The sequence below is a fragment of the Nocardia sp. CY15 genome, assembly GCF_009829295.1.
Lineage (GTDB): Bacteria > Actinomycetota > Actinomycetes > Mycobacteriales > Mycobacteriaceae > Nocardia > Nocardia sputi.
Genome location: NZ_VUOT01000022.1, coordinates 95,960 through 122,034 on the forward strand (window position 1 = coordinate 95,960; position 26,075 = coordinate 122,034).

General features: G+C 69.1%; 23 protein-coding genes. 7 read left to right on the plus strand and 16 right to left on the minus strand.

Annotated elements, in window-relative coordinates; all coding sequences use genetic code 11:
* Nucleotides 1-152: 152 nt before the first annotated feature.
* The 11 genes from GVY39_RS22850 to GVY39_RS22900 all read right to left on the minus strand — a co-directional run bounded on the left by GVY39_RS22850 (nucleotide 153) and on the right by GVY39_RS22900 (nucleotide 12,092).
* Nucleotides 153-863, minus strand: coding sequence for a hypothetical protein (locus tag GVY39_RS22850; protein ID WP_159927799.1), 711 nt, complete (start codon nucleotides 861-863; stop codon nucleotides 153-155).
* Between the two features lie 124 nt (nucleotides 864-987).
* The gene (locus tag GVY39_RS22855; protein ID WP_159927797.1) at nucleotides 988-1,563 is read right to left on the minus strand and encodes an HhH-GPD-type base excision DNA repair protein; all 576 of its coding nucleotides are present in this window, start codon (nucleotides 1,561-1,563) and stop codon (nucleotides 988-990) included.
* A 659-nt stretch (nucleotides 1,564-2,222) separates the two neighbouring features.
* Nucleotides 2,223-3,143 carry a hypothetical protein gene (locus GVY39_RS22860; protein WP_159927795.1) on the minus strand — a complete coding sequence of 307 codons (921 nt, stop codon included), beginning with the start codon at nucleotides 3,141-3,143 and terminating at the stop codon, nucleotides 2,223-2,225.
* Between the two features lie 227 nt (nucleotides 3,144-3,370).
* Nucleotides 3,371-4,771 carry a hypothetical protein gene (locus GVY39_RS22865; protein ID WP_159927793.1) on the minus strand — a complete coding sequence of 467 codons (1,401 nt, stop codon included), beginning with the start codon at nucleotides 4,769-4,771 and terminating at the stop codon, nucleotides 3,371-3,373.
* A gap of 91 nt (nucleotides 4,772-4,862) precedes the next feature.
* Nucleotides 4,863-5,258: a helix-turn-helix domain-containing protein gene (locus GVY39_RS22870; protein ID WP_159927791.1), complete on the minus strand. Its 396-nt coding sequence runs from the start codon at nucleotides 5,256-5,258 to the stop codon at nucleotides 4,863-4,865.
* Between the two features lie 55 nt (nucleotides 5,259-5,313).
* On the minus strand, nucleotides 5,314-5,574 hold the full coding sequence (locus tag GVY39_RS22875) for a helix-turn-helix domain-containing protein (RefSeq protein ID WP_159927789.1): 261 nt from the start codon (nucleotides 5,572-5,574) through the stop codon (nucleotides 5,314-5,316).
* Between the two features lie 276 nt (nucleotides 5,575-5,850).
* Nucleotides 5,851-7,038 carry a VirB4 family type IV secretion system protein gene (locus tag GVY39_RS34555; protein WP_236565607.1) on the minus strand — a complete coding sequence of 396 codons (1,188 nt, stop codon included), beginning with the start codon at nucleotides 7,036-7,038 and terminating at the stop codon, nucleotides 5,851-5,853.
* Between the two features lie 182 nt (nucleotides 7,039-7,220).
* Nucleotides 7,221-8,819 carry a PrgI family protein gene (locus GVY39_RS34000; RefSeq protein WP_201295312.1) on the minus strand — a complete coding sequence of 533 codons (1,599 nt, stop codon included), beginning with the start codon at nucleotides 8,817-8,819 and terminating at the stop codon, nucleotides 7,221-7,223.
* Nucleotides 8,816-10,705 (minus strand): hypothetical protein, encoded by a 1,890-nt coding sequence (locus GVY39_RS22890; RefSeq protein WP_159927787.1) that lies wholly within the window; start codon nucleotides 10,703-10,705, stop codon nucleotides 8,816-8,818. Before GVY39_RS22890 ends, GVY39_RS34000 begins: the two co-directional genes overlap by 4 nt.
* Nucleotides 10,706-10,707: 2 nt before the next feature.
* The gene (locus GVY39_RS22895) at nucleotides 10,708-11,109 is read right to left on the minus strand and encodes a pilin (protein WP_236565604.1); all 402 of its coding nucleotides are present in this window, start codon (nucleotides 11,107-11,109) and stop codon (nucleotides 10,708-10,710) included.
* Nucleotides 11,106-12,092: a hypothetical protein gene (locus tag GVY39_RS22900; protein ID WP_159989341.1), complete on the minus strand. Its 987-nt coding sequence runs from the start codon at nucleotides 12,090-12,092 to the stop codon at nucleotides 11,106-11,108. The genes GVY39_RS22895 and GVY39_RS22900 overlap by 4 nt, the downstream gene beginning before the upstream one ends.
* Nucleotides 12,093-12,580: 488 nt before the next feature.
* Here GVY39_RS22900 and GVY39_RS22905 point away from each other — a divergent pair, with 488 nt between their 5' ends.
* The 7 genes from GVY39_RS22905 to GVY39_RS22930 all read left to right on the plus strand — a co-directional run bounded on the left by GVY39_RS22905 (nucleotide 12,581) and on the right by GVY39_RS22930 (nucleotide 20,572).
* Nucleotides 12,581-13,279: a hypothetical protein gene (locus GVY39_RS22905; RefSeq protein ID WP_159927783.1), complete on the plus strand. Its 699-nt coding sequence runs from the start codon at nucleotides 12,581-12,583 to the stop codon at nucleotides 13,277-13,279.
* Between the two features lie 59 nt (nucleotides 13,280-13,338).
* Nucleotides 13,339-14,367, plus strand: a complete 1,029-nt coding sequence (locus tag GVY39_RS22910; RefSeq protein ID WP_159927781.1) for a TRM11 family methyltransferase — start codon at nucleotides 13,339-13,341, stop codon at nucleotides 14,365-14,367.
* Entirely contained in the window at nucleotides 14,364-15,725 is a 1,362-nt protein-coding gene (locus tag GVY39_RS34005; RefSeq protein WP_201295311.1) for a hypothetical protein, read from the plus strand. Before GVY39_RS22910 ends, GVY39_RS34005 begins: the two co-directional genes overlap by 4 nt.
* Nucleotides 15,661-16,890 carry a type IV secretory system conjugative DNA transfer family protein gene (locus tag GVY39_RS34010; protein ID WP_201295310.1) on the plus strand — a complete coding sequence of 410 codons (1,230 nt, stop codon included), beginning with the start codon at nucleotides 15,661-15,663 and terminating at the stop codon, nucleotides 16,888-16,890. Before GVY39_RS34005 ends, GVY39_RS34010 begins: the two co-directional genes overlap by 65 nt.
* 80 nt (nucleotides 16,891-16,970) lie before the next feature.
* On the plus strand, nucleotides 16,971-17,975 hold the full coding sequence (locus tag GVY39_RS22920; RefSeq protein ID WP_159927779.1) for a replication-relaxation family protein: 1,005 nt from the start codon (nucleotides 16,971-16,973) through the stop codon (nucleotides 17,973-17,975).
* A 7-nt stretch (nucleotides 17,976-17,982) separates the two neighbouring features.
* A complete protein-coding gene (locus GVY39_RS22925) occupies nucleotides 17,983-18,996 on the plus strand; it encodes a bifunctional lytic transglycosylase/C40 family peptidase (protein WP_201295309.1) in 1,014 nt (337 codons plus the stop codon).
* A 49-nt stretch (nucleotides 18,997-19,045) separates the two neighbouring features.
* Complete coding sequence (locus GVY39_RS22930) at nucleotides 19,046-20,572, plus strand: cutinase family protein (RefSeq protein ID WP_159927775.1); 1,527 nt, start codon at nucleotides 19,046-19,048, stop codon at nucleotides 20,570-20,572.
* A gap of 287 nt (nucleotides 20,573-20,859) precedes the next feature.
* Here the strand turns inward: GVY39_RS22930 and GVY39_RS22935 are convergent, their stop codons facing one another.
* From GVY39_RS22935 to GVY39_RS22955, 5 genes are all read right to left on the minus strand, one after another.
* Complete coding sequence (locus tag GVY39_RS22935) at nucleotides 20,860-21,345, minus strand: hypothetical protein (RefSeq protein WP_159927773.1); 486 nt, start codon at nucleotides 21,343-21,345, stop codon at nucleotides 20,860-20,862.
* Nucleotides 21,346-22,319: 974 nt separating this feature from the next.
* Nucleotides 22,320-22,775, minus strand: a complete 456-nt coding sequence (locus tag GVY39_RS22940; RefSeq protein ID WP_159927771.1) for a hypothetical protein — start codon at nucleotides 22,773-22,775, stop codon at nucleotides 22,320-22,322.
* Between the two features lie 107 nt (nucleotides 22,776-22,882).
* Nucleotides 22,883-23,737, minus strand: a complete 855-nt coding sequence (locus GVY39_RS22945) for a MarR family transcriptional regulator (protein ID WP_159927769.1) — start codon at nucleotides 23,735-23,737, stop codon at nucleotides 22,883-22,885.
* A 375-nt stretch (nucleotides 23,738-24,112) separates the two neighbouring features.
* A complete protein-coding gene (locus tag GVY39_RS22950; protein WP_159927767.1) occupies nucleotides 24,113-24,370 on the minus strand; it encodes a hypothetical protein in 258 nt (85 codons plus the stop codon).
* Nucleotides 24,371-24,451: 81 nt separating this feature from the next.
* Nucleotides 24,452-26,014 carry a vWA domain-containing protein gene (locus tag GVY39_RS22955; RefSeq protein ID WP_236565606.1) on the minus strand — a complete coding sequence of 521 codons (1,563 nt, stop codon included), beginning with the start codon at nucleotides 26,012-26,014 and terminating at the stop codon, nucleotides 24,452-24,454.
* Between the last annotated feature and the right edge of the window lie 61 nt (nucleotides 26,015-26,075).

Here is a 26,075-nt window from a genome sequence, read left to right on the forward strand (position 1 = left end):
TGTCATTGAAATTAACACCGATTTCCGCGACGCACCAACCCCCGACGCGCCGTTGTGTGTACACCCACATTGTTTCCCCAGGTCGCGAGGACACGAAAAAGACCCCGCTCCCCGGAGAGGTCCACGGGGCGAGGTCTTTTCACGCGGAAGGATTACTTCGGAGCGTTGAACGGCTGATTGACCGTCGTGAAGTACTGGATCGCCGCGCCGATCGCGACCGGGGCGGTGATCAGGATCTGGCCCGCGACGGTGCCCAGCGCGCCGATCCCGGCGATGCCGACGAGGCAGCCGACGCCCGCGGCCGGGATGAACGGACCGAACAGGCCCGCGATGGTCCCCGCCGCGATGGTCGCGCCGGCGATGCCGCCGAGCACGCAGCCGACCGCAGCGCCACCGATGCCGCCGACCAGGGTGCCGATCGCGGCGCCCATGGTGATGGTGCTGGTCAGGCGGGTCCAAGCGGCGACCTCACGGTCGTACTCCGTCTTCCACGGCGCCTTGTCCTCGTACGGCAGCGCCACCGGCTTGTAGACCGCGTGTTCCCGGTCGAACAGCGGGGTCAGCGTCGCGCTGCGGCCGGAAATCTGCGCGGCGATGGGGAATTCGAAATCGTCGAGCTGAAACCGCAGCGGATGGCCCGCCAGGACGGTACCGTTGGATGCCTTAACTTTGAACACCCCGTCCTCCACAACCAGCGAACCCGAGTCGGTTTCGATGATCGACTGGGTATCAGTGGCATACGCGGTGAAATTGACTGCGCTTTCGGTGCCTCCTTCCTCCGGCGCGGCACCGGACGTCCCCGCGGCCACTCCGGTCGCGATGGTGACCAGCGCGGCCACCACGGCAAACTTCCTCATCCTCATGTCCTGCAATCCCTCATCTCAGGTGGAGCTGTTCGAGGCAAAGCATCCGGCACAAACTCCGGGGAAACGAGGAAAAAAAGCACCCAGATTTCAAATAGGCAACAAGAGAGTTACGGTAGCCGGGCTACTCGGCTTTGGCCGCCGCTTTCGCCTGCTTCTTGAATTCCCTTACCTGTGTCAGGGATTCGGCGTCGGTCACGTCGGCAACCGAACGGCGCGAGCCTTCTTCGCCGTACGCGCCGACGGCCGTGCGCCAACCCTCCGGCCGCACGCCGCGCTGCTTGCCGAGCAGGGCAAGGAAGATCTTCGCCTTCTGCTCGCCGTAGCCGGGAAGGTCCTTCAGGCGGCGCAGCACCTCTTTGCCGTCCGGGTCGCCCGCGGTCCAGATGTTCTCGGCCTTGCCGTCGTAGTGCTCGATGACGTAGCGGGCCAGCTCCTGCGCGCGGCGGGCCATCGACCGGCCGTAGCGGTGGATCGCGGGCGGGGTCGCGGCCAAGTCCTCGAACTCCTGGGGGTCGGCCTCGGCGATGCGCTGGATGTCGAAGCCGCCCATCCGGTCGGCGATCTTCTTCGGGCCGCGGAAGGCGTGCTCCATCGGGTACTGCTGGTCCAGGAGCATTCCGAGCAGCGTGGCGAAGTGGTCCTCGGTCAGTAGCTTGTCCGCCTCGGCGTCCTGCGCCAGGCATAGCGTGCGAGTCACTGTCCCGCCTCTCCGGGTGTTCAGGCCATATCAGCAGGCGTCGCAGGTCCGCGCTCAGGTCCCGCGTTCGGTGCCACATCCTTTCCGGGCGTGCCCGACGAGTTACCCATGTGCACCCTAAACCCATCCCCGCTGGTCACTGTGCCGACAGTTCCGTGAGATCTGTGGCCGATTGCCACCTAATCGTCAAGAATTCGGCTGACGTGCACGTTCGGCGGTACTGATGATAACGGGTTGTCTGTCTCGATCGATCGGTCGGGGGCCAGCGAAAGAGCGGACGGGCGGATAGGTCCGGGGGGCGGTGCGTTGTGTCGCGGTCGGTCATCGGTGAGGTGTGGGATTCCATACGTGGGGGTGGACACAGTGAAGGGGTGCCACCGCGTGCGCGGTGCCACCCCTTCAACCTGCTCTGTACGGCCAGCCCTAGCCGGAGTGGCGGCGACGTGCAACCTCGTTCAGCGCGGGGCCGCTCCGGACGGGTGGACCGGTGTTCAAAGCAATCACACCGGGCTCGCGTGGACGAAGTCCTTCAAAGTGGGGTTTGTCTCGGCGTACGGTTGCGCCGCACGCCGAGACACACTGATGGCCGAGGCCATACGCTTGAGGGGAAAGCGGTGATGTCGTCAACCGGGCCGACCATGCGGCCCACCACGAGCTGCTCAGCCGACGCCGGTGGCCATAGGCTCGGGGGCTTTGACCGCCGACAGGTGCTTGGCTGGAGGAGTCCAATTCGGGTTGAACGGCCCTGGCTCGGTGTACAGGTCCAGGTGTGTGTAGAAACCGATATCGACGTTCTCGGTGATGATCTTGGTCGTGCTGTAACCGCTGAGGGAGTCCAGGAACCCGATACCCATCCAGTGGTCGCGGTGGCCTTGGCCCCACCAGGAGTTCGGTGTGCGGAAGTCGGTGATGAAGCAGACCCCGCCACTCAGAGTTGCCTCGTAGGTCACCTTAGCCGTCGCGTGCCCCACTTGCCCCCAGACATACGCGGTCTCCCACGAGTGCGCTGGGACGGACACCGTGACAGAACTGCCCATCGACACGGTAATGCTGTGCGTTTCGGTCTTGGTCTGGCCCCACGTGTGCGTGTACGAGAAGGAGGTCTCACCCTCTACCCCTTCGATCCCGGGAATCCCGATGTCGTAGGAGATCTTCTGCCCCACACTGACCGAATTGCTGTTCGACCACGAATTGCTGGAAGTTTCCTGCTGAGTCGCGGTTGCCGAGGCGGTCCAGTTGTTCGGATGGTCATCGCCGTTGTGGTAGGAAGCGCTGGCAGCGATGTTGGCGCTGGGCGTGATGCCGGTGAAGTCCACCCGTATCGGCTGGAGGGTCACCAGAACCGGGTCCCAACCGTAGTGTCCGAACATGTCCCCACACGGCGCCCCGCTGGTGGGGTCATGAAGCCAGGCACCGTTCACGGGATTGTTGTTGATGGAGCGTGATATCAGACTGCGCAGGGTGGACTGATCCCCGATGCCGAATGCATCGGCCTCTGCTTGCCCGATTTGGTACCTCGTGACACCGCTGACGGTTCCCGTGCGGCTGCCAGCGTCCAACTGGATATTGAAATCACCCATCCGGTCTCGTCCTCACTGTGTGAGCACGACGCCACCGAGCTCCCGAACTCCGGCAACGCCGCGCAGATGTCGAGTCGGTCCAGAGCGAAACTCCAAGATCAGTAAACCAAGATCGCGGCGGTGCCGCGCCCGATCCAACATGGGCGTATCCGATCTGATACACGCCCGAGCGGCATCCCGCGGTGCCACCGTTCAACTGGCCGCTGTTACCGCTGTTATCGCGCAGCCTAGCTGGAGCGGCGGCGTGCAACTTCGTTGAGTGCGGGGCCGAGCTTGTCGCTGATGAGTGCGGTCACGTCGGCGTGTGGCTGGTGTCGTCGCACGTACGATTTGCGCAGTACGCGGGAGGTGTTGCCGAGCTGGTCGGCGACCTTGGTGACGTCGAGTCCGGCCGAGATGCCTTCGGTGCCGAGGTGTTTGCGTAAGCTGTGGGGTGTGACCCCTTCGGGGAGCCCGAGCGCGGCGGCCAGTCGCCGCCAGCGTCGGCTCATGCTTTTGAGGTTGCGTGGCCCGCCGTCGTCCAGATCGAAGAACAACAGGTCTTCGGGCCAGTCCGCATCTTCCGGGCGCGGCGGCAGCGCCAACCGGACCTTCTTCAATCGGCGTATCCGGGCGGCCAGCATGTCGAGCACCACTTGCGGCAGTTGGACGGATTTGGTGATGAACTTGTCCTGGTTCAGGTCTTCGGCGTCGTGCGTGGTGTAGTCGGTCCATACCTGCGCCGAGCCGTCGCGGTTGCGGATTGCGCCGCGTGGGGTGAGGATCCCGGTGTCGAAGTCGATGTCGGATTCGCACACGCCGAGTGTCTGGCCGAGACGCCATCCGGTCGCGGCGACGAACAGCACCCAATCGGCGAGATCGTAGGACTCGCAGTACTCCGCGACGGTGGGCACTCGGTGTTTCCACGCCTGTTTGCCTTCGCGTTTGTCGAGGGTGGGGCATGGTGCGTCGGAGGTGTAGACGTCGATCAGGATGCGCACGACGGTCTCGGAGTCGATGAATGCGGCACCGCCACGGCGGCGGGAGAAGTTGCCCGGTTTCGGCAGCAATGCTTCGCGGACCGGGTTGCCTGGTGGGAGTGCGCCGACGCGGATGCAGAATCGGAACATCCCGGACAGGATGTTCTCTTTCAGGATGCGCGGGGCGCTGCCGCCGCGTTCGCGGGCTACGTGGCCGAGCATGTCTTCGATGACGGCGGTGTTGATCAGGCCGATCTCGCGGCGTCCGTACTTCGGGATCACGGTGTCACGCATCATCGGTTCGTAGTTGTTGATCGTCTCCTCGAGCCGTCCGCGCGTGCGCAGATCGTCCTTGTACGCGGCCCACGCTTGGGCGAGGGTGGAGCGTTTGGTCAGTGTGCTGGCCAGGGTGACCGAGGAGTCGATCCACTCTTGTGCGGCGTCGAGGAAGGCGCGGCGGGCGCGTTCGCCGGTCCGGTCCGGTTTGGTGCGGCCTCGGCTGTCGGTCTCCGGTGGGGATGAGCGGGTGATGCGGTTGTAGTTGCCGTTCCAATCGCGGGGCCGTCCCGATGCTGTCCAGACGCCAGGCAGGGTGGGGTGTGGTTTCACGTTCGGTTCGGGGACAGTGCCCGGGTCGAGTTCCGGGCGGCCACGTCTACTCTGAACCATGCCTCTATTCCTTCGAGTGGGTGTAGTGGTGTTGGCCTCCGTCGCCCGCTGCTGGTAACAGCGGGGCAAACCGGCGGGGGCCGACTTGTTTCTAGGGTTGTCCGCCGCGTTCGTGGTCGAGTGCCGCGCCGAGGAGAAGCACGATGTCGCGCAGGGCTTGTGCGCGGCCGTGCTCGGACAGTTGCAGATACATCGGTGCCGTCACATCGGTGAACATCCGTAACGCGCTGGTGTCGTCGGGCTTGCCGCGCGGGTTGTTGTCGAGCGCTCGTGTGAGTTTGAGCAGCGTCGCCGCTTGCGGTGTCCGGCCGGTCTCCAGATTGCTGATGGTCTTGGCTGGCACTCCGGCCAGGCGTGCCAGGTCTTCCTGGGTGATGTTGCGGTTCTTCCGTTCGGCCGAGATCTGCCGAGCCACCTCCTTGCGCTGGTCGACGGTCATGTCCTCGAAGTCGGTGAGGGTCCAGTCCCGCTCGTTGCGTTGTTCCACGGGTCCACACACTACCATTTCTTTCTAGAAACATATCGTTCATTCTGGAGTCGAACTAGTCGCCGGTCGTGGTGGTGCCGCCGCGCCGGGTCTGTTGTTCTTGTTCGGTGATCCATGCCTCGACGTCGGTGCGCCGGTAGACGATTTTGCGGCCGAGAGCGAAGGAGGCGGGGCCGTAGCCGATGTGCCGCCAGTAGCGCAGGGTGCCGATGTTGAGCTTGTATGCGTGGGCCAGTTCGGCGGTGGTGAGCCAGTCGTCGCGCCGGTTGTGGTGTGCGGTGCTGTCGGCGGGGGTGGTGGGTTTGTGGTCGGGCATCGGGTTCCTATCTCGAGAGATGGGCGGGCGGTGCTGGAGTCGGTCGGAGGCGGCGCGGGTGAGATGGGGGTTCGTGCGGGATGCGAGACTCGCGTCGGGCCGTAGCGCCGCCGATCCCGGGTCGGGCACCCGGGCATCCGGCCGCCCCGCAAATGGCGGTAGACGCGCATTCGGGGCGGTGGGCGCGACAACCTGGTTCGGTCCCGGCGGCGGTGTGTGCGTGTAGCCCGTGATCGGCGACGGCGCTGGGGTGTGGGCATCCAGAGGCGCATGGGCTCATGCCGCCCGCCTGTCGAGAGCTATCTCTTCCCCGCTGTCGGCGTCGGCGAGGTCTGCGGTCCCGGTCTCCGTGTCGCCGGGTTCGGTGAGGGGAGCCAGCGGCGGCAACCGGTCGATGTCGATGTCGGTGTCGCCGGTATCGGCGGTGGTGGCGAGTTCTCCGGGGTCGGTGGTGATCAGAGCGTTTTCGGTGGGTGAGGCCAGCGACCCGAACACGGCGCGGTCGGTCCCCCCGACAGCGAGCAGGCCGCTGCCGCGCCCGGCGGAGAGCAGGAACTGTTGTTCGCCGTCGGAGAGCCGGAACGCGGCGGCAACCTCGTCGATGGCTTGCGGGGCTTGACGCAGCAGGATCTGGGTGGCGGCGTTGGAGACGATCGCGCGCCCCAGCTCGGTGGACAGCACGTCGGTGCTGTCCTGGGTGGCGACGGTGAGTCCGGCCCAGTGTTTGCGGAAGCTTTTCGCGGCTCGGAACAGGAATTGTGCTCCGGCGGGCTGGCGCATGAGCAGCCACGCCTCGTCCACGGTGATCATGCGGGGCCGCCGGTCGGCCGGGCTCGATACCCGCCGCCAGGTCGCGTCCAGCACTAGCAGGGTCCCGATCGTCTTCAGCTCCTCGGGCAGCTCCCTCAGAGAGAACACCACCAGCCCACCTTCGGGGTCGGTGGTGGTCGGCCCGTCCAGCAGCTCGGCGTAGGCACCGCCACCGACGAACGGGTGCAGAGCGGCGGCCAGTTCCTCGGCGGCGGGTGAGGCGAGCCCGGCCAGGTGGTCACGTAATCGGCTCAGGGTCGGGGCGGGCCTCGTCCAGGTGGCGGGGTCCTCGGTGATTCCGACAGCGGCATAGGTCGCGGCGAGAGCGGTGTCCAATGCCGCCCGTTGGGCAGGGGTCTGGTCGCCGAGCAGGACCGCGACGAGGGTGTGCAGGAACAGCTTCCGCCGTGTGAGGGCGTCGGCGGGGGCAGTGCGGCGGCCATCAGGGCGGGTGTGGATCTCCAGGTCGAACGGATTGAGCCGTCCCCCGCTGGTACCGAGTCGGATAGGGGTGCCGCCGACCGCCGTAGCGAGACGCCGGTATTCGTCTTCGGGGTCGATGACGACCTGCTCGATACCCCGATACAGCGAGCGCAGGATCTCGGTTTTGACCAGATACGACTTGCCCGCCCCGCTACGCCCGAGGACGACCATGTTGTGGTTGTGCGCCTCGGGAGCGAATCGGTCCACGAACAACAGCCCCGAGGCGGCGTCGCGGCCGTAGAGCACACCCTCCGGGCGCGTGGCCTGGGCCGGGTCGGGCACCGGCAGTTGGGGGGAGTCGAACGGGAACGCCGCGGCGAGCGCGGTGGTGTCGAAGGTGCGCCGCACGCGGATCAAATCCAGCCCGAGGGGCAGGGTGGTGGTCCAGGCTTGGGCGGCGCGGTAGGACAGGGTGCAGGTGTCCACGAGCAGGCTCGCGGCCAGCGCGCGCACGGCGGCGACCTCGTCGGCCAGCTCGGCTTCGGTGTCGGCGTGCACGGTGAGATACACCCCGACCCGGAAAACCGGGCCTCCGCACGCGCCACCCGCGCCGACAGTTCGGCGGCGTCCTCGACCGCGACATCGACCTGCGGGTCGGACAGGCGGCCCCGGGTGGCGTCGTGCATCCGGGAGGATTCCAACCTGGCGAGTTGGTGGCGTAGGCGGGTGGCGGCGGTGACCGGGTCGACGGGGTCGATGTGCACGGCGACCTCGACGCGACCGGGATGGGTCAGCAGCGGCGCGAGCCACCCGGCGGTCACTTCTCGCGGGTATCCGGTGACCGCGAGAGTCGCCGCCCAGTCACCACCGATTTCGAGGTGGCGGGTGCCGATCGTCAGCGCTTCCGGCGCGTACCCCGCCCCGCCGTAGCGCGCGAACGGGTCCTCGGGGAAGGAGTCGGGATCGGTGTCGGCGAATGCGGCGGTGGTGATGATGGCGTCGCGGGGTGCGGCATCGGCGGTGGCCGAGACAAGTGTTTCGGGGTTGCAGCAGGCGCTCAAAACACCGGCGGCTTGGATGTCATCGAGGGCGGTGACCGCGATCCCCAGCGGGGCGAGGACGTCGGCGGCCTCGGTCATGCGACGCAGCAGGCGCGACTCGGCCCCGCGACGCGCGGCGGCCGACAAGCCACGTCGGGCCCGGCCTCGTCCGAGCAGCCGTCGTCCGGGTGAGGTCGCGGCGGCGGGATTGTCGAGCGGTTCTCTCCATATCAACAGGACCTGGCGGCGGGTGAGGTGTTCCCCGGCCGCCAGCTCAGCGAGGTGCGCGGCGTGGTCGTGGGCGGCGGCGGCCAGGTCCGGGGACATGTCGAACGCGGCGGTGTGCAGGGATGCGAGGTGGGCGGACAGGTCCAGGCGGGCCGAACGGATGAGGATCTGGACGGGCTGGCGCAGGGTGTGCAGCCAGCCCGCGAGTTGCCCGACAAGGCTGTCCTGTTCGGCCGGTGTGCGCAGGGCGAGGTTGAGGGTGCCCGCGACCGCGACCACAGCCAGCCCGTCTCCCCCGCAGTCGATTACCCCGACACCGCCACCACTGGGGGTGATCGACTCCGGTAACCGCAACTCCCGCGCCGACAACGCCGCCGGAACCGGCGGCCGAGGCCGGCGGCCTCGGGTGGCGCGGTCGGTGACCCACCTCGGCGCCGCGAGTACACCTGTCTCGGATTCGGCCACGAGGTGACGTGACCGGGCGCGGTGCCGGATCGCGGCCACCAGCAGCAGGTCGGCGGGCAGTCCGTCGCGGCGGGTGAGGATCGCGACGGTGACCACGGCCGCGTTCGGGGTGGCGGCGGCCAGGAACACCAGCGGCGCGATGACGGCCCGGGTGGCGATCCATGCCGAGTACAGCAGCAGCGCGGTGGTGGCGAGGATGGCGAGTTGGCGGGCGGTGAACGGGCCGACTAGCCGGTCGCTGCGTTCGACATCGGCGGGGATGCGCACGGTCGTGGTCATCGAAGCTTTCCTCCTCGGGGAGCACGTGGGGCGCGGCGGCGCACGGGCAGGTCGGGTAACGGCAGATGCAGTTGCCGCCCGGCCGAGCGCACCGGCGGCGGCGGGGGTGGTTGCGGTGGCGTGCGCGGCGGCGGTGCGGGTTTCACGCGGGTCACCGGGATCGGCAGCGGGTACTGGCCGCTGCGCCTCGGCCGGATCCGCTCGTAGGGGTCGGCCGGTGGTGGCGGTGGCGCGAAATCGAAGGTGAGTTGTTCGGGTCGGCGGGCTCGCGGCACCGACGCCCGGGTCGATGCGCGGTGTGGCTCGGGCGAGGGCGTGGGTTTCACGCGGGTCACCGGGATCGGCAACGGGTACTGACCGTCGCGCCCGGGACGGATCCCCCGGTAGGGGTCGGGCGGGGTGAAGTCGAAGGCGAGTTGCCTGCCGCGCGGCGCGCCGGCCGCACGAGCCGAGGCGGTGCTCGTCGCGTCCGAGTGCGCGGCGTGGTCCGGGTTCGGTGGCCGCCGGACCCTGCGCACGCCTTCCAGGGGAAGCATCAACTGCCCGTCGCGGGTGGCGCGCACCCGCGCGTAGGGGTCGGGTGGCCCGGTCGTCGCGGTCCGCCGTCCGTGTGCTCGTGGCTGGCGGGGCGTTATCGCACCCGCACGCGCCCCGCCGGGGGTGTGCCCGCCACCTTTGAGGAGGCCGAAGGTTTTGTAGACGACGTAGCTGCGCGCGATCGAGCCGACGAAGCTGCGGCCGTGCCCGATCCGCAGGACCGACAGCAGCCAGAACGGGGTCTTGATCAGCACGCCCATCAACGCGAGTGCCACGATCAGGTCCACGATTCCGTTCGCGTTGGGGCCGAAGAATTCCCACCCGCCCGGGGTGAGGAACACCCGCAGCACCGTCACCAACGTCAGTGACTGCACCACCTGGATCGCCAGGCACGCCGCGAACGAGCGCCACCACCACCGCGCCACCGCCTCGGTGCCCGGCAACCCGTGACACATCAACGCCAAAGGGGCGGCCACGATCAGCAGGACGGTGACCGCGACGCGCACCACGTAGGCGACCAGCAGCACGACCAGCATCACCATCAGCGCCACCATCAACAGCAGCGCGAAGACCCCGCTCTGGGTGCCGCCGGTCGCGGTCAACTCGGTCAAGGCCGCAGCCGCCGAATCGGAGTCGACACCGTTCCCGGCGAGGGCTTGGGCGACGGCGTTGGCGAACCCGATCGCGGTGGTGGCGATGACCATGCTCATCGCTCCGGCGATGAACCCCACCGCCAGCCGTGGTGCCAGCTCGCGGATCGACCACCGCGTCTGCAGGGTCTCGCGCACCATCAACAGCACCCCGGCCGCCATCACCACCAGCACATACATCGCCGCGACCAACTGCCACGACTGCGACCACAGTGCTCCCACCTGCGGCAGCTCACCCGGTTCGGGGGTGGTGAGCAGAGTGCGTGACAGCAGGTCCAGCAGCGGGTTGAGCGCGGAATCGACCAACCGCTGGAAGAACCCGTCGATGGCTTTCGCCACGCACCCGGAAATGTTGCTCACCCCGCACTCACCCGGCCCCGGCGTGCCCGGGGTGGGGACCGTCGAGTCGGGAACACCTGGAGTGGGCGATGCCGGGGTGGTGGTGGGTGGAGGCGTGACCCAGCGTGACCCAGGCACCGCCGAGGTCGGAGCCGGTGTTGTGGTGGGTGCGGGTGTCGTCGGAGCCGGGGGCACCGGCACGGGCGGCGTCGGTGGTTGCGCGGCGGCGCTCACGACCCCGGTGAGGGTGAGCAGTACCGCGGCGAGCACCACCACCACCGTGGCCGCGACGGCGCGGCCCGTTCGCTGTGCCCGTCGCCCGCAGGCGGGCGTGGCGCGGGTGGCAACCGGGGCGTTCACCGTCAGGCCCCAACGATGGATTTGAGGACGGTGACGATGACCGGTGCCAGCATCGCCAGCGCGTACCCGAGGCAGGCCGCGCGGAAGGCGCTCTTGGCCTTCTCCATCTCGGCCGGGTCACCCGCGCCGATGAGGTAGCGGGCTCCGGCGACGGTGAGGCACACCGTGGCCAGGGCCGCGAGGATGCCGATCAGCCAGTTACGCAGGTTGTCGAGCACCTGGTCCAGCGAGGACGCGATCGCCAGCACCGGCGGCTCGGGTGGTGAGGCTGCCGCCGACCCGGCCGCCACCACCAGGACGACGGCAACGGTGCAGGCGGTCGCTGCGAGCGTCGCCCACCGCCGAACGCGAACAACACGCGCCCGGCGCTGCTGTGTTGTGGCGGAGTCGAAGAGTCGGTTCATGCGCATGAGCGCACCTCCTGGTCGTCGGTGTCGGGGCGGGCCGGTGTGAGCGAGGTCCGCTCGATCTCGCGTCGGCGGGGCTTTGGTGTTCGTGTGCGGTGGGTGGCTGCCCGCCGATCCCCGTGCGTCGAGTCCGTGTCGGCGGTGGCGGTGGGGTGGTTGTGGGTGGGCAGCGTGTTCAGGACGCGGGTTTCGGTGGTGGCGGCGGCTGCGGTGTCGCGGGCGCGCTCGGCCAGCCATGCAACAAGTCGCGCTTCGGCGCGCTGGCGTCGTTTGCGCAATGCCCAGTGCGAGTCGCCGCGTTCGGCGGCCAGGGCGTTCAGTGGGCGGTGCTCCCACCGGGTGAGGGCGATCAGCTCGGCGGCCCCGGCGGTGAGGACTCCGTCGGCGACGGCCAGGGCGAGAATGGTCTCGGGGTGCCCCGGCTCGCTCACCATCACCCGGCCGTACTTCGCGATCAGATCGAGGTCGTCGTGGTCGGCGACCGCCTCGGTGAGCACGTCCTGTTGACGGACAGCCCTGATCGCGGCGCGGTAGCTCGCCCACCGCAGTCGGTGCCACACGCCCGGCTGATCCAGTTCGACGCACTCGAGGTGGGTGAGGAATCCGGTCAGTACCTCGGACTCGATGTCATGGCGCTTGGGGCTGGCGGGTGCGGCGAACAATCCGGCCGTGCCCGCGAGCATCGGATACGCCAGGCTCGCGCACACCAGGGTCGCGTCCTCGCGATACGCGCGGGACCGCTCAATCAGCCACACCCAGATCTGGTCGACTCGAACGGTCGTCACGCCGGGCTGCCACAGCAGCGCGCGCAACCCCCTCCACGACTGCACCCGCCTCCACGGGACCGGTTGCGGTACCGGTCTCGGGTCGGCAGGCAATTCCTGCGCGGCGATCCGGTCGAATGCCGAGGACGCCACCGATAAAGGCGAGCGCACCACCCCGGCCCGCCGTGATGAATTCTCGTAGTTCGATTCCGTCACCATCTACTCCCTGCTCGGTGGAAAACGCGGAAAATTCCGCCCCGACAAGGACATCGCACACCCACCCCCAAAAAGCACCCAAAAGACACCCAAAACACCCCCGGACCACACACACAGCCACCCCCCTCGGGTGAGCAACCCTGTGGCACAACACCGTTGCACGCCGGTCACAGCCTCACACGCAGCACCTATTACCAGGGGTTGTGTATGGACTGGGGTGATTTGGGGGCGTTTTGGGGGTGGTCGGATATCGGCTGCGGCAACTCTTCGGATGCAACGGAAAAAAATATTCTTTCCGACCGGACACGAGGGCGCTGCGCGCTTTCGGATCAGTGATGCCGAGAGCTGATTGTCAGTGATGCCGAGAGCTGATTGCGAAGCCGCGAAAAACTCGCGCGAAGAAATCGGTCACGGGTGTCCAAAAATGGGGTTTTCGGCGGGATTACTTCAGTAGATACATCTTTCTCCCACCGTCAGGAGCACACCCCATGACCGCGACATCTCGTCAGCGTCCATCCCGGTCCGTCACCGCCGCCACCCGCGCGGCGGCTCCGGTAGCGGTCCCCTCGACCCTGTGGGCCGCCGGAACCGAGACCCTCGATCCCGGCGACCGCTGGCCCGAACCGATCCTGTCCCGCGCGGTGCGCGAGTTCTCCGCTCCCGGGGACCGGGTGTTGTTGATCGGCTGGCCCGCTCCCGCCAGTCGCGGCGAGCTACGGGTGATCGAGCCGGACACGGCGACGGCGGTGGCGGCGGTGGCGGCGGTGGCGGCGCTGGGCCGCCACAGCGAGGACCACCCCGCCCCACACACCGGTGCGCATGAGCCGGTCGATCTCGTCGTGGCGAGTTTGCTGGCCGATCACCTCGACCCGGGAGCCGCCGCCGAACACCTCGCCGCGCTCGCGGTGGAGCGGTTGGCGGCAGCCGGGTTACTGGTCGTGCTCGGGCGCTGCCGCCACAGCCACGAAGGTGTGCTGATCGATCCGGCCGGTGCGGTCGTGGCCGCCGCCCAGGCCGCCGATCTGCTCTACCTCCAGCACATCATCGCCGTCCCCGTCACCGGCCACACCATCACCACCCTGCCCACCGACACGCCCGACTCGGGCGCCGGGCGGCATGTGGTCGCGCACACCGACGTGTTCGCGTTCCTCCAGCCCCGCTCCGACGAGTCCGCCTCGCCGCGGTGACTCCTCCCGCCCTGCCCGCGCAACCACCACCGACCGACCGATCTCGCGAAGGACACTCGATGACTCTCGACTCCACCACCGACACCACCGGCACCGGCACCGTCGACTCCGGCACCGCGACCCCGACCGGTCCCGCCGCCGTCCCGGTGTCGGTGTGGGCCACCGCCCAGACCGCGCCTGCGGTGCAGCGGCGGGGCCGGTATCACCCCGACAGCGTCAAGCACCCGGCCAAGATGTTCCCCGCGATCGTGCAACACGCCGTCGCCGCCTACACCCGCCCCGGGGACCTCGTGCTGGATCCGATGTGCGGGATCGGCACCACGCTCGTCGAAGCCCTCCACACCGGCCGCCGTGCCGTGGGTGTCGAGTACGAGACGCGGTGGGCCGAGCTGGCACGCACCAACATCGGGCTCGCCCGCGACGCCGGTATCGACCTTCATGCCGCCGTCTACACCGGTGACGCCCGCAAACTCACCACCCTGCTCCCAGCGGAGTTTCGGGGGCAGGTCGACCTGGTGATCACCTCCCCGCCCTACGGCGACTCCACCCACGGCCACGTCAGCGTCCGAGCCGGGGAAGGCGTCCACAAATACAACCACCGCTACGGTGCGGTACTCGATCGCGGCAACCTCGCCAACGTCGGTCTCGGCCGACTGTTGAGCGGGTTCACCCGTATCCTGTCCGGTGCCGCCGAATACCTCGCCCCGGGCGGGCATGTGGTGATCACCGCGCGGCCGTGGCGGCAGCACGCCGAACTGGTGAACCTGCCCGCGCACCTGATCACCTGCGGCACCCTGGCCGGGCTGGTCCCGGTCGAGCGCTGCGTCGCGCTGCTGGGGCGGCTCGCTGACGGGGACCTCGTCGCGCGCAGCAGTTTCTTCCAGCGCGACTTCATCGTCAAACAGCGCGCGGCCGGGCTGCCCATGCACCTGATCGCGCACGAGGACGTCGTCATCCTGCGCAAACCCGACGCCCCCTCGGCGTCCGCCGACCCCCAGGCTGCTCGCGCGCGACTCCAGTACGGTGCCGCCCCGTTCTGGGGCACGCCCACCACCGCCGCCACTGTGCCGGGGCAGGTGGCCGCGTGAACACCACCGCGAGCCCCGAGCAGGGCTGGCTGGGCCGGGCGCTGCTCGCGCCCGGCGCAACCCTGAGTGATCTCACCGCGACGATCGCGGACGGCGTGGTATCCCCGGCCGCCATCCTGGTGGCGCTGGGAGTGGCCGGTGCGCTCGCCGCGGCGCGGGCACTGGTACGGCGGCGAGGCCGCCGGCTGAGTGCCCAGGCTCGCCAGATCACCGTGCTCACCCCACCCGAGGTCAACGCGAAGGGCGCGCTGGCGTTCTGGTCGCACCTGATCGGGCAGCTGCGCCCGGCCTGGGCGCGGCTGCTGTTGGGGCAACCGCATCTGGGGTTCGAGTACACCGTGACTCCCGAGGACGGAGCCGCGATCCGGCTCTGGGTCCCCGGCAACATTCCACCAGGGTTGATCGAACGCGCGGTCGCCTCGGCCTGGCCCGGCGCGCACACCGACACCACCCGCCCCGCCCGGTCTCCGTTGCCGGACTCCTCGGACGGCACCCAGCGAGTGGCGGCCGGGGGTGAGTTGCGGTTGGGCCGCCGCGAAGGGCTGCCGCTGCGCACCGATTACAGCGGCGATCTGGTGCGTGATCTGATCACCGCCGCCGACGACCTCGCCCCCGGCCAGGCCGCGTGCGTGCAGATCCTCGCCCGCCCGGTCACCGGCCGCCGCGTCGCCCGCGCCACCCGCAATGCCGGGGCCGCCGGAGCGAGCACGGGGTTCGTGGTCGCGGTGGCGCGTGACGTGTTGAACCTGCTGGCCCCGGGACCTCTCGCCCGGCCCGCACGCCCGAGCGGCGCAGCGGGTGCGGCAAGCGGGGCGGCGGGTGACCGGCAGACCGCGATGGAGTACACCGCCGCCGCGCGAGCGGCAGCAGTGAAAGCGCGCGGCCCGCACTGGGAGACCGTCGTGCGCTACGCGGTGTCCATCCCGATGTCCGACGACCGAGGCCGTGGCGAGGCGCGGGCGGTGGCACGCGGTCGCGCGGACGCTCTCGCGACAGTGTTCGGGGCCTGCACCGACCACAACTACTACCGGCGACGTCGCCGCCTCCGGCTCGCACTGCTGATGGCCGAGCGGCGACTCGGGCATGGGGACGTGTTGTCGGTGCCCGAACTCGCCACGATCGCCCATTTGCCCACCGACGCCGGGCTACCCGGCCTGCAACGCGCCGGAGCCCGCGCCCTCACCCCGGCACCGCAGATCCCCCACCGGCGGCCCGCACACGAAACCTCTCGGCCTCTCCGATACCGGTGGCCGCCGCCCGGTCGCGGTCAAGGTCTCCGACGCCCGCCACCATTTGCACATCCTCGGCCCCACCGGCGTCGGCAAGTCCACGCTGCTGGCGCGGATGATCCTCGATGACGCCGACGCCGGGCGCGGGGTGATCGTCATCGACCCGAAAGGCGACCTCGTCACCGACGTGCTGTCGCGGCTGCCGTCGCGTTTCGGGGACCGGGTCGTGTTGTTCGACGCCGACTCCACCGCGCCGCCGCCGTGCGTGAACCCGCTCGACATCGGCCGGACCGGGCGGGCGGGTCTGGATTTGGCGGTGGACAACCTCGTCACGGTGTTCCACCGGATCTTCAGCCAATGGTGGGGGCCGCGCACCGACGACATCATGCGCGCGAGCCTGCTCACCCTGTGCGCCCAACCCGGCACCGCCACCCTCGCCGACCTGCCCCGCCTGCTCACCGAACCCGCCTTCCGCAACCGCGTCACCCGCACCACACCCGACCCGCTCCTGCGCGGATTCTGGGACAGCTACGAACAACTCACCGACACCGGCCGCGCCCAACTCATCGGACCGCTACTCAACAAACTGCGCGCCTTCCTGCTACGGCCGTTCGTGCGCGCAGCCATCGCGGGCGGGCCTTCCACGGTCGAGTTCGCCGACATCCTCAACCAGGGCGGGATCTGCCTTGCGAGGCTGCCGAAAGGCTCACTCGGGGAGGAGACCAGTCGCCTGGTCGGCTCGCTGCTGGTGGCGCGCACCTGGCAGGCCGTGACCGCCCGCGCCCGCGTCCCCGCCGCCGACCGACCCGACGCCGCGCTCGTGCTGGACGAGGCCCAGAACTTCCTGAACCTGTCCACCCCGGTGGAGGACATGCTCGCCGAAGCCCGCGGATTACGCCTGTCGCTACTACTCGCGCACCAGAACCTCGGCCAGCTCTCGCGCGAGTTGCGCGACGGCATCTCCGCCAACGCCCGCAACAAGATCATCTTCGCGGTGTCGCCCGACGACGCGCGTGATCTGGCGCGCCACACCGGCCCCTGGCTGTCCGAGCACGACCTGACCCATCTGGACGCCTTCCACGCCGCCGCGCGGCTACTGGTCGACGGACAGAATGCCCGCCCGTTCACCCTCACCACCCGACCCTTGCCTCCGCCGACCCCGGGACGCGCCCGCGAGATCGCCGCTGCTGCCCGCGCCCGCCTGTCCACACCACCCGACAACCCCGCGCCCGGCGGCAAACCCGCCGTCGCCAGCGGCTCGGCACCCGGCACCGGCGACCCCCGGCTGATCTAGACCCCCACAGCCGAGGACGGCGCGCGCCCCTGCGACGCCGCTGCCCGTGTCCTCGTCTCCTGGAAAGGCTCCCCTCGCTGATGATCGCCCACCCCTATCGGCAAGCCGATCTACGCGCGCCACACCCCGCCCGATCCCGGCCCTCGGGGTCGCGGAAGGTCCGGCTGGTGCCGCCGCTGACCGGCCGTGATCGCTGGATCCTGCGAATGCTGCACGAGCATCGCGTCCTGACCACCAACCAGATCGCCGACCTGGCTTTCCCCACCCCCAAGATCGCCCGCCGCCGCCTGGCGATCCTGCACCACTACCGCGTCCTGGACCGGTTCCGGCCCCTGCGCACCCGAGGCAGCGCCCCCTCCCACTGGGTACTCGCACCCGCCGGAGCCACCGTGCTCGCCGCGGAAGCCGGCACCAGCGTGCGCGAACTCGGATACAACCACCAACAGGCCCTCGCCGTCGCCCACAGCCTGCACCTGACCCACACCCTCGGGGTCAACGAATGGTTCACCACCCTCACCACCCACCACGACCCGGACGGGCGGGTGACGGCGTGGTGGTCCCAGACCCGCTGCCAGCGGCTGTGGGGCGACCTCGCCCGCCCCGACGCCTTCGGCCGCTACACCCACACCAGCTCCGGCACCGTCCTGGATTTCTTCCTCGAATACGACCTCGCCACCACCGCTCTGAGGCGTGTCGCGGCGAAGCTGCACGGCTACAGCGAGCTGGCCCGCACCACCGGCGTCATCACCCCCGTCCTGTTCTGGGTACCGACCACCGCGCGGGAGACCAACGCACGCGACACGGTGCGCAAGAGCTGGGAGCAGCTGCCCGACCCCGGCGCGGTGCCGGTCGCCACCGCCGCCGCCGAACTCCTCGCGCCCTTCACTGATCCCAGCCCTGCCGACCGGGTGTGGCTGCCCCTCGATGCCACCGGCGCGAGCCGTCTGCGCCTGCGCGAGCTGGCCCCCGTCTGGACTCGCCGCACCCCACCCGGCCCCGATAGCGAGCAGACCCCGGCCACCCTCGGCGGACAGGTCATGCTCGCCGCACCACCACCCCGACCGCCGACAGTCCAGGGCTGGTGAGCAGGAGGTGCTGGTCAAGGCCCTCGGCGCGGGGTGCGCGGCGGTGGTGTTCTGTGTCGTCGTGATCGCCGCCGTGGTCACCACCGTCATCGTCTTCGACCAGCCGCTACTTGCCCCCGCGCCCTGGGCGGGCGCGGGCAGCGCCCCGAGCCCGTCTGCGCGAGAGGACATCCCGCCCGAGCTGCTGGTGCTCTACCAGCAGGCCGCCGGGGATTGTCCTGGTCTGGACTGGTCGGTGCTCGCCGCGATCGGCAAGGTCGAGACCGACCACGGCCGCTCACCCCTGCCGGGCGTGCGGTCCGGGGAGAACTCGTCCGGCGCCGGGGGCCTCATGCAATTCCTCGAACCAACCTTCGAGGGCGTGGTGGCCCGGCACCGGATACCAGAGGGTGGGGCGAGCCCGCCCTCGCGCTACGACCCGAGTGACGCCGTCCACGCCGCCGCGTTCTACCTGTGCGACTCCGGCGCACCCGCCGACCTGCGCGCGGCCATATGGGCTTACAACCACGCCGACTGGTACGTCGACCAGGTCCTCGACCAAGCCGCCCGCTACCGCGCCACCACTCCCTCCGGAGGCGGTGACTGCTCCACCGTCGCTGCCGCGAGTCCTGCTGCTGTGCAGGCGATCTCCTTCGCGTGTGATCAGCTCGGGGTCGCCTACGTGTGGGGCGGCAACGGCCCCGAGGTCAACGGCGGCTGGGACTGTTCCGGGCTGACCCAAGCCGCCTACCGGGCCGCCGGAATCACCTTGCCCCGCACCACATACGACCAGATCCACATCGGCCCTCGCATTCCCGAAAACCAGCTAGCGCCAGGCGATCTCGTGTTCTACGGCACCTCTGACGACAACGTGCACCACGTCGGCCTCTACCTGGGTGCCGGAAAGATGCTGCACGCGCCAACATTCAACGAGCCCGTCCAGATCTCGGATTATCGCTGGCCCGGCGATGACTACTACGCGGCTACCCGGCCCGCCGCCATTGCCTCACCCGCACAACCTGATTCGCGCGACTCACCGTAGCGGGCCATCGACACACCCCGCTTTCTCCAAACCCGACAGGAGACCCATCATGCGCAGTCGTCACCACACCCGCCACCGGATCATCCGCACCCGCCGCCACATCGACCGCGCGCTGTTGTGTGCCGCTGTCGCTACCGCGACCATCGTCGGGGCTGGTGTCGCCGCCGCAGACCCGACACCGGCCCCGGCCGCCGCGTCCTGCCCGCGCTGGACCGCGCTGCTGGTGCCGGGCACGTGGGAGACCACACCGGCCGCCGACCCCACCCGCCCGGTCGGGATGCTCGCCCCCATCGCGCAGGGCTTGACCGCTCGCTACGGCAGCAATATCGACGTGCGTACCCTCGCCTACACCGCCGACGCCGCCCCGTACACCGCCTCGCAAAGCCAAGGCGCACAAGCACTCACCGCCACCCTCGCCGCATTGTGCTCGACCACGCGAGTGGTACTCGCCGGCTACTCCCAAGGCGCCGATATCGCCAGCGACCTCGCCACCGCGATCGGCAACCACCGAGGCCCCATCCCCGCCTCACGAGTCGTCGCGGTCGGACTCGTCTCCGACCCACGCCGCGACCCGTCCACCACCCAGCTCGGGCACCCGGTGTCCGGCCAGGGCATCGCAGGTCCCCGCCCGCAGGGCTTCGGTGACCTCGCTGACCGTGTCCGCACTCTCTGCGCCGAGGGCGACCTCTACTGCTCGACCTCACCTCAAGCATCGCCTGCCCTCGCCGCGGTCGGCCGCGCCGTCACCTCGACCCCCAATCCGGCTCCGGCCGAGGCCAACCCCGCCCCGGATCGTCCCTCGACCACCGTGACGGCCACCTCCGCCCCGGTCCCGGGCTCGATGTCGGCACCGGTGCCCAGCGCTGGGGCTGGGACGGTCGGGACAGCACCGGCCATGCCCTCGGCCTCGACCGGAGGACTGGATCCCTCCCAGGTGCTCGCCCAGGTGGTCACCGTGCTGGATGGGCTGTCCGGGTTCGCCGCGAACGTACCCGCCATCGTGAACGACCTCGCCCAGCTCCCCGCGCTCGTCGCTACCGGCGACATCCCCGGCCTGCACCGGGTCGCCGGGGACCTGAACAACCAATTCGCCCCCCTGGTTCGCATGGTCGCCGGAATCGACCTGCGTCTGGTGGCACGCGCGTTGATGTTGGCCGCGCCGCTGGACACCTCCGGATGGGTCGGGGTGGCCGCGCAGATCGTCGGGCTCCTGGCGGGCCTGGACATCGCTCGGATCGCCACCGACATCGGCCGAGCCCAAGAGATCGCCTGGAACGCCGTCGAGGCACTCACCACCGGTGACCCCCTCGCCGCCCTGCTCGCGCTGACGGGATTCGCCCCGATCGCCACCGACCTCCTCGCAGCCACCGCTTCCGCGTTCACCGGAACCCAGTTCGGCTCGCTCGCCCAGACCTACACCGCCACCACGGCACCCGCCATCAGCACCGCGTTGGCTGATCTGGCCCTTCAAGGCGGCGACGCGGCCCGATTCGCCGCCACCGGGGTCCACGCCACCGGCTACACCACCACCGCGCTGCTGGACTGGCTTGAACACGCCATCGACCACACGTCATAAACGCCCTCTGCACACAACTTGGCAGTCCGACGACGCCACTGCCGGTTCAGGCCATGCCGGTTGATGCCCTGCGGTCGTTCCCCCCGCCGCAGCTACGCGTTCTCAGCGGCAACCGCCCAACCGGAACCGGACTGGTGTCACGTTCAGGACGATGATTAATAACCGGCGTTTCCGGAGAAGCGGAGGCGAGCGGAGGCGATGGCTTTGGGGCCCTCCTGGTTGCTTGAATCGGGCGTGCACTGCCACTCGCCTCACGCTCGACCTGCGCCGCCAAAATGTCCAGGCGTTCAATTCCTGAAACGCAGATCGTATACAAGTCCACTCAGATCATTTACCGTCTTCTTCATAACCTGATCGACATCCGAAGCGCTCGGCAGCTGGTACCAGTCGTCGTACGCCGTTCCATCGAGGTCGTGAATAAAAATCTCGAGTTCGACCCTGGTAACAAAGTCAATGAGGGCGGAGAGCTGCATCCTGTTGCCATCGGGACTGAAGTACGCCACCAGAAACGGATTGAACGTGGGTCCCTGGTTCCCCATATTGAGGGGCAGGTCGTACACGACTCCGCCCAAATCTTTTTTCGTCTTCGCTATAACCTGATCAACAGCCGAAGCGCTCGGCAGCTGGAACCAGTCGTCGTATAGCTTTCCATCAAGCTCGAGAATAAACCTTTTGAGTGTGGACTGAGTACCCGAGTCGACGAGGGCGGAGACCTGCCTCCTGCCACCATCGAGAGTGAAGTACTTCACCAGTTTCGGATTCGGATTTGCCATGTCGATCCCTCCTTTGTCGGGTTGTTAACCTTCGGCCCGGTAAGTACGAGGCCGGGACCACCCTGCTCGTCAGGTTCGGCCAACTCTGCGGGGCTGATATCCAGACGAGGACGGTTCTGGACCGTCGTAGCGTCACCGGGACCATCAGCCGTAAGTCGCGGTACTGCTACATTGGCGCGCGTATTCACACGAATATCTGCGCGTACTCCGTGCCGACGCAGATACCAGTCCGATTCGCGCCAGATTCCAGAAAGAAGATTGTCCGGCTTGCGTTGCCGTCATCCAGTCGAGCGTCGCACAGCGGGAAGTTCCGCAGCCCCGATCCCTATTTACGGATGAAACCAGTATGCGCCCACCCATGCATCTTTTCGACATGATCGCCACTAACAATTCGGCTACTACCCTGGGGTCCGAACCGGGCCCCGATACCGGACTTACAGTCCGAAATTCCGTAGCGTCACGTATCGTTCCCCTCTTTCGCCGAAAAGATTGACGAAGCTTATGTCGCACGAAGGCCGATATGCATTCCCTGGGAGGTCTCATGCCCTAATGCATCTCTGTTGCAAGTGCAGACGCAGATGCAGAACCATCGAGCAGGATGGCCCACGCCGTCAGTGAGCACCGCCTGCCCCTCGCCGCGGTCGGCCGCGCCATCAGCTCCACCCCAGCTCTCGCCAAGAGCACACTGCCCCGGATCGGCCAATCGCGCAGACCTACACCGACCACCACCAGTCCGCCCACCGCACCGGCTGGGCGATCTGGCCCGCCAAGCCCGCGACGTGGCCCCGCTTCGCCCGGCCCCGGGCTCCGCGCTAACGGCTACGCCACCGCCACCACCGTGTCGCTCCGCTGGAACGAACACGCCATCGACCACACGCCATAGACACCCGCACGCCAGCCAGCCAGACGTCGAAACGGCCGGTGGGGCCGAGCTTTTGCTCGGCCCCACCGGCCGTTTCAGGGGTGCGGGCTGGCTAGCCGTTCATCGGGGTCGCGGCGGGCTGTGCGTTTGGGGCCGGGTCGTAGGTGACGCGCAGCCGCCACGTCGGAACCAGAGTCAGCGACTCGACCACATCGTCCCCGTCCTCGTCACCGTCGACGTCGATGTCGGGGGCCGGGGTGGGGTAGGCGGTGACGACCGCGCGGGCCGCGCTGTCGGCATCGGTGTAGGTGATGCCGCTCAACGGTCCCGTCGTGATCCGCACGGCAGCGGTGCCGGTGTGGTATTCGGCGTCGGTGCGCTGTGTGCGGTAGGCGGTGAACACCGGAAGCCACTGCGACGCGGCGGGTTCGGCGGGTGTGGTGAGTCGGCGGGTGGCCTCGGCGGTGACTGCCAGCCACAACTCGAGGCTGTCCGCGGCGTGCGGGGAGCAGGCGAACACGCGATGCAGGGCCGCTGCGACGACGGCTGAGGTGGAAGTGCTGTACATGACCGGTAGAGCCTTTCGGAAGATTCGGACGAGGTGAACGAACGGGTGCGGTGCCCGGGGACCCGGGGGCGAGCCCCTCAGGTCCCGAGGCCGCACACCGGTAGTGGTCAGGCGGTGGCGAGGGCGAATTTCTTGGGGGCCGCGCAGGTTTGGCGGGCGGTGCCGCCGGTGGTGAGTTTGACCAGCGCGTTGTGCACCGCACCGCTGGACCGGTCGAGGGCTTTGCCGATCTGGTGCGGGGTGTACTCCTCGCCCGGGTGATCGCGCAGGAAGTCCTCGACCTGCCCCCGCAACGCACCCGGAGCCAGCCGCTCGGTCGACTCGGGTTGCGCCGCTGCCGCATCGGTGCCCGGGGCCGGGGTATCGGGGGCCGGGTCGGCGGATTCGTCGCCCGTGGGGGCGGCTACGGCCGTGTCCGGCCGCTCCGTGTCCGGCTGCCCGGTGTCCGGTCCGGGGTCGGCGGGCGCGCTGGGGTCCGGTTCCGTCGCGTCAACGGTGGCGGGTTCGGTCGGCTCCACCGCAGCCGGTTCCGTCTCCGCGACGGCGGCGGGTTCGGTCGGCTCGGCGTCGACCGTTTCGGGCGCGGCGGGTTCTGCGGGTTCGGTGGTGGCCTGTTCGGCGGTGGTCCACGTTTTGGCCGCGCGGGGGGATTCGGGGTGGCGGTGGGAGCGGGCGGCCTTGGCGGTTTCCCAGGCCGTCAGGATGCGCCGTGCGGTGGATCCGGCGATACCGGCCGCACCCGCCAACTCATCGGCGGTGAATCCGGGATGGTTGCCCAGCGCCGCCCACAACGCTTTCTCGGTGTCGGTGCGCAGCACGGGCATACCCGCACCCTGTTCGCTGCCCTGTTCGCCCGCAGGGGCCGCCGGGGCGGGGCCGGTGGTCGGGTCCGGGGTCGGGTCGCTGGCAGGGGCGGGGGTCGTGCGCTTGCTGGCGGGGGTCTTCTTCTTGCGTGTGGACATGACGGGTCCCTCCATGAATTCGGGGGTTTCGGGTGGGTGTTCGGTCATGTCCCGGCCGGGACGGAAAACCACGCCGGATCGGGAAAATCCCCGGGGGGTTCGGCGTCGTTCCCCCTACATGGACGCTCGATACCCGTGCCGATGTCAAGCGGGTCGTGAAAGAAAATTCCGCACCCCGAATTCCTCTCGTCCGTCGCCGTAATTCCAACAGCGCGAGAGGAATTCGACTCTTCAACGTTCTCGCGGTGAGTCGATGTGTGCGGGCGGGCCGACCGGGAAACGAGGCCACCACCGCGCGGCGCGCGGTGGTGGAGGTGAATCGGGGTGAGTTCGCGGGTGGTCCGGTGCGAGCGATTCACTCTGGTGTGGCGGTGGCTATCGGCGCTGCCCGCTGTCGGTGGTCCATGCCTCGGGCAGCGGGCCGCCGGTGGCGAGGTGGTTGTCCAATGCCGCGATGAGGGTGGCGAGGTGTTCGAGCCGTTCGTGATGGGCGTGGCGGTCGGTGGCGGTTTCGGAGTAGATGCCGCGTTGCTGGAGGCGTTGTTCGCGGGCGCGTTCGTCCTCGCCGATCGCTCGAATTCGGTTCAGCAGGTCGTCGGCGGGGTTCCCGGCGGCGGTGCGGTTGTCGGTCATGGCTTTTCGTCTCCCTGGTCGTTCGTGGCGGGTGTGCCGGGTGCCGGGGCGGGTGGGGTGCCCGCCCGCCCCGGCGGGGTGTTATGCGTTGCGTACGGCGGTGGTGGCGGCGCGCGCGATGGCCTGGGCGGTGGTGGCCGGGTCGGTGACGGTGTGGACGGTGGCACCGTCCAGGGGTGTGACACCTCTGGCGTCGGGTGCCAGCCACAGCACCGCGCACCCGCTGGCGCGCAGCCGGTCGAGGCGCTGCTGGGCGCGCGGGCGGGGTGCGGCCTTGAATTTGCCGTCGGAGATGATGACCAGTAGGCGGGTGTTCTCGCGGCGAGACAGCCCGAGCGCGCCGTCGAGGGCGTCGATGGCCTCATCTATGGCCTCGTAGATGTCGGTGGACTTGAATTCGGTGACCTTGGCCGGTGCGGTGCCGGGGTAGGTGACAGGGCGCACCCGGGCACCGAAGGTGAGGGTGGCGGTGTCGGCGGGCATCGTCGCCAGATGCGCAGCGTGGGCGATGATCCACGCAGCCGAGGCCACCGGTTCGGCATAGGAGGTCATGGATCCAGAGATGTCGCAGGCGATCCCGACGCGCAGCGGGGGCACCGGCACGGTCTTGCGGGTGGTGCGGGTGAACATCTCGGCGGTCGGGATGGCACCAGCGGCGCGCTGGGCCTCGCGTGCCATCGCCCCGCGCATCCGCACCCGGCCCGGCGGTAACACCGACCCGGTTTTGACCACGGCGCGCTCGCGGCGGCTGGCGGTGCTCAACGCCCGCGCCAGCACCCGCGCGGCGGCCCGTTCCTGCGTGCGTGGTGCGCGAGCATCGGCGCTGATGTACGTCGGGACGCGACTGCCGAACACCCTGAGTGCGGCGGCCTCGGCCTTGAGTGCGGCCGCGAGTTCGGCAGCAGCGGCAGCGGCGGCGGCCTCGGCGGGATCGAGTGGAACAGGCTCGGCAGCAACGGCTTTGGCTACATTGGCAACCGTCTCGCCGACACCGGCGGCCAGTATCGAGGTCGGGTCGGGGTCGGCGTGCGGGTCGGGGCCGACCAGGTCGAGCCAACGCTGACCCAGTTCGAGCATCCCCGTGGCGTCCTCGTCGGCGAGGGTGTGCGCGTGGCACCAGATCGCGCGCAGGTCAGCCAGTTTCGCGGCCCCGACAACGGATTCGATCGCGGTGGCGGCGGGCGCGGTCTCGGCTTCGGTGAGGATGCCGCCGTCCACGCGCCCCAGGATCAACGCGGCAGAGTGCGCGGCAGAGTATTCGGTGGCGGGCACCGCTGCCATAGCGGCGGGGCCGCCGGTGTCTCCGATGACGATCTCGGTGGCCGAGGCGCGTAGCCAGTGCCGGTCGTCGGGGCGGCGGCGGATCTGGGCGGCCTCGATGCGGGATTCTTCCAGCAGCATCGCGGCCTCGACCACCGCCGGATTTGCGAGTGTGGGCGGCTCCCAGACCGAGTGGCGGGCGTGGGCGCATTCGTGCACGAACGCACCCCACACCGCCGGATAGCGAGCACGGTCACTGTGGCGATCCGGGCGCGCGGTGGACGGGTCGACCTTGAGGTGGGTGCCGTCGAGTTCGATGGCGGCGCGGTGGGGCATGAACACCGCCGGGTGCCCGTGGGCCGCGCCCGGGGCGATCGTGACCACGAGGTCGTCGCGGTCGGCGATCGGGGGTGCCTCCTCGGTCAGGGCGGCGGACAGGGGCAGC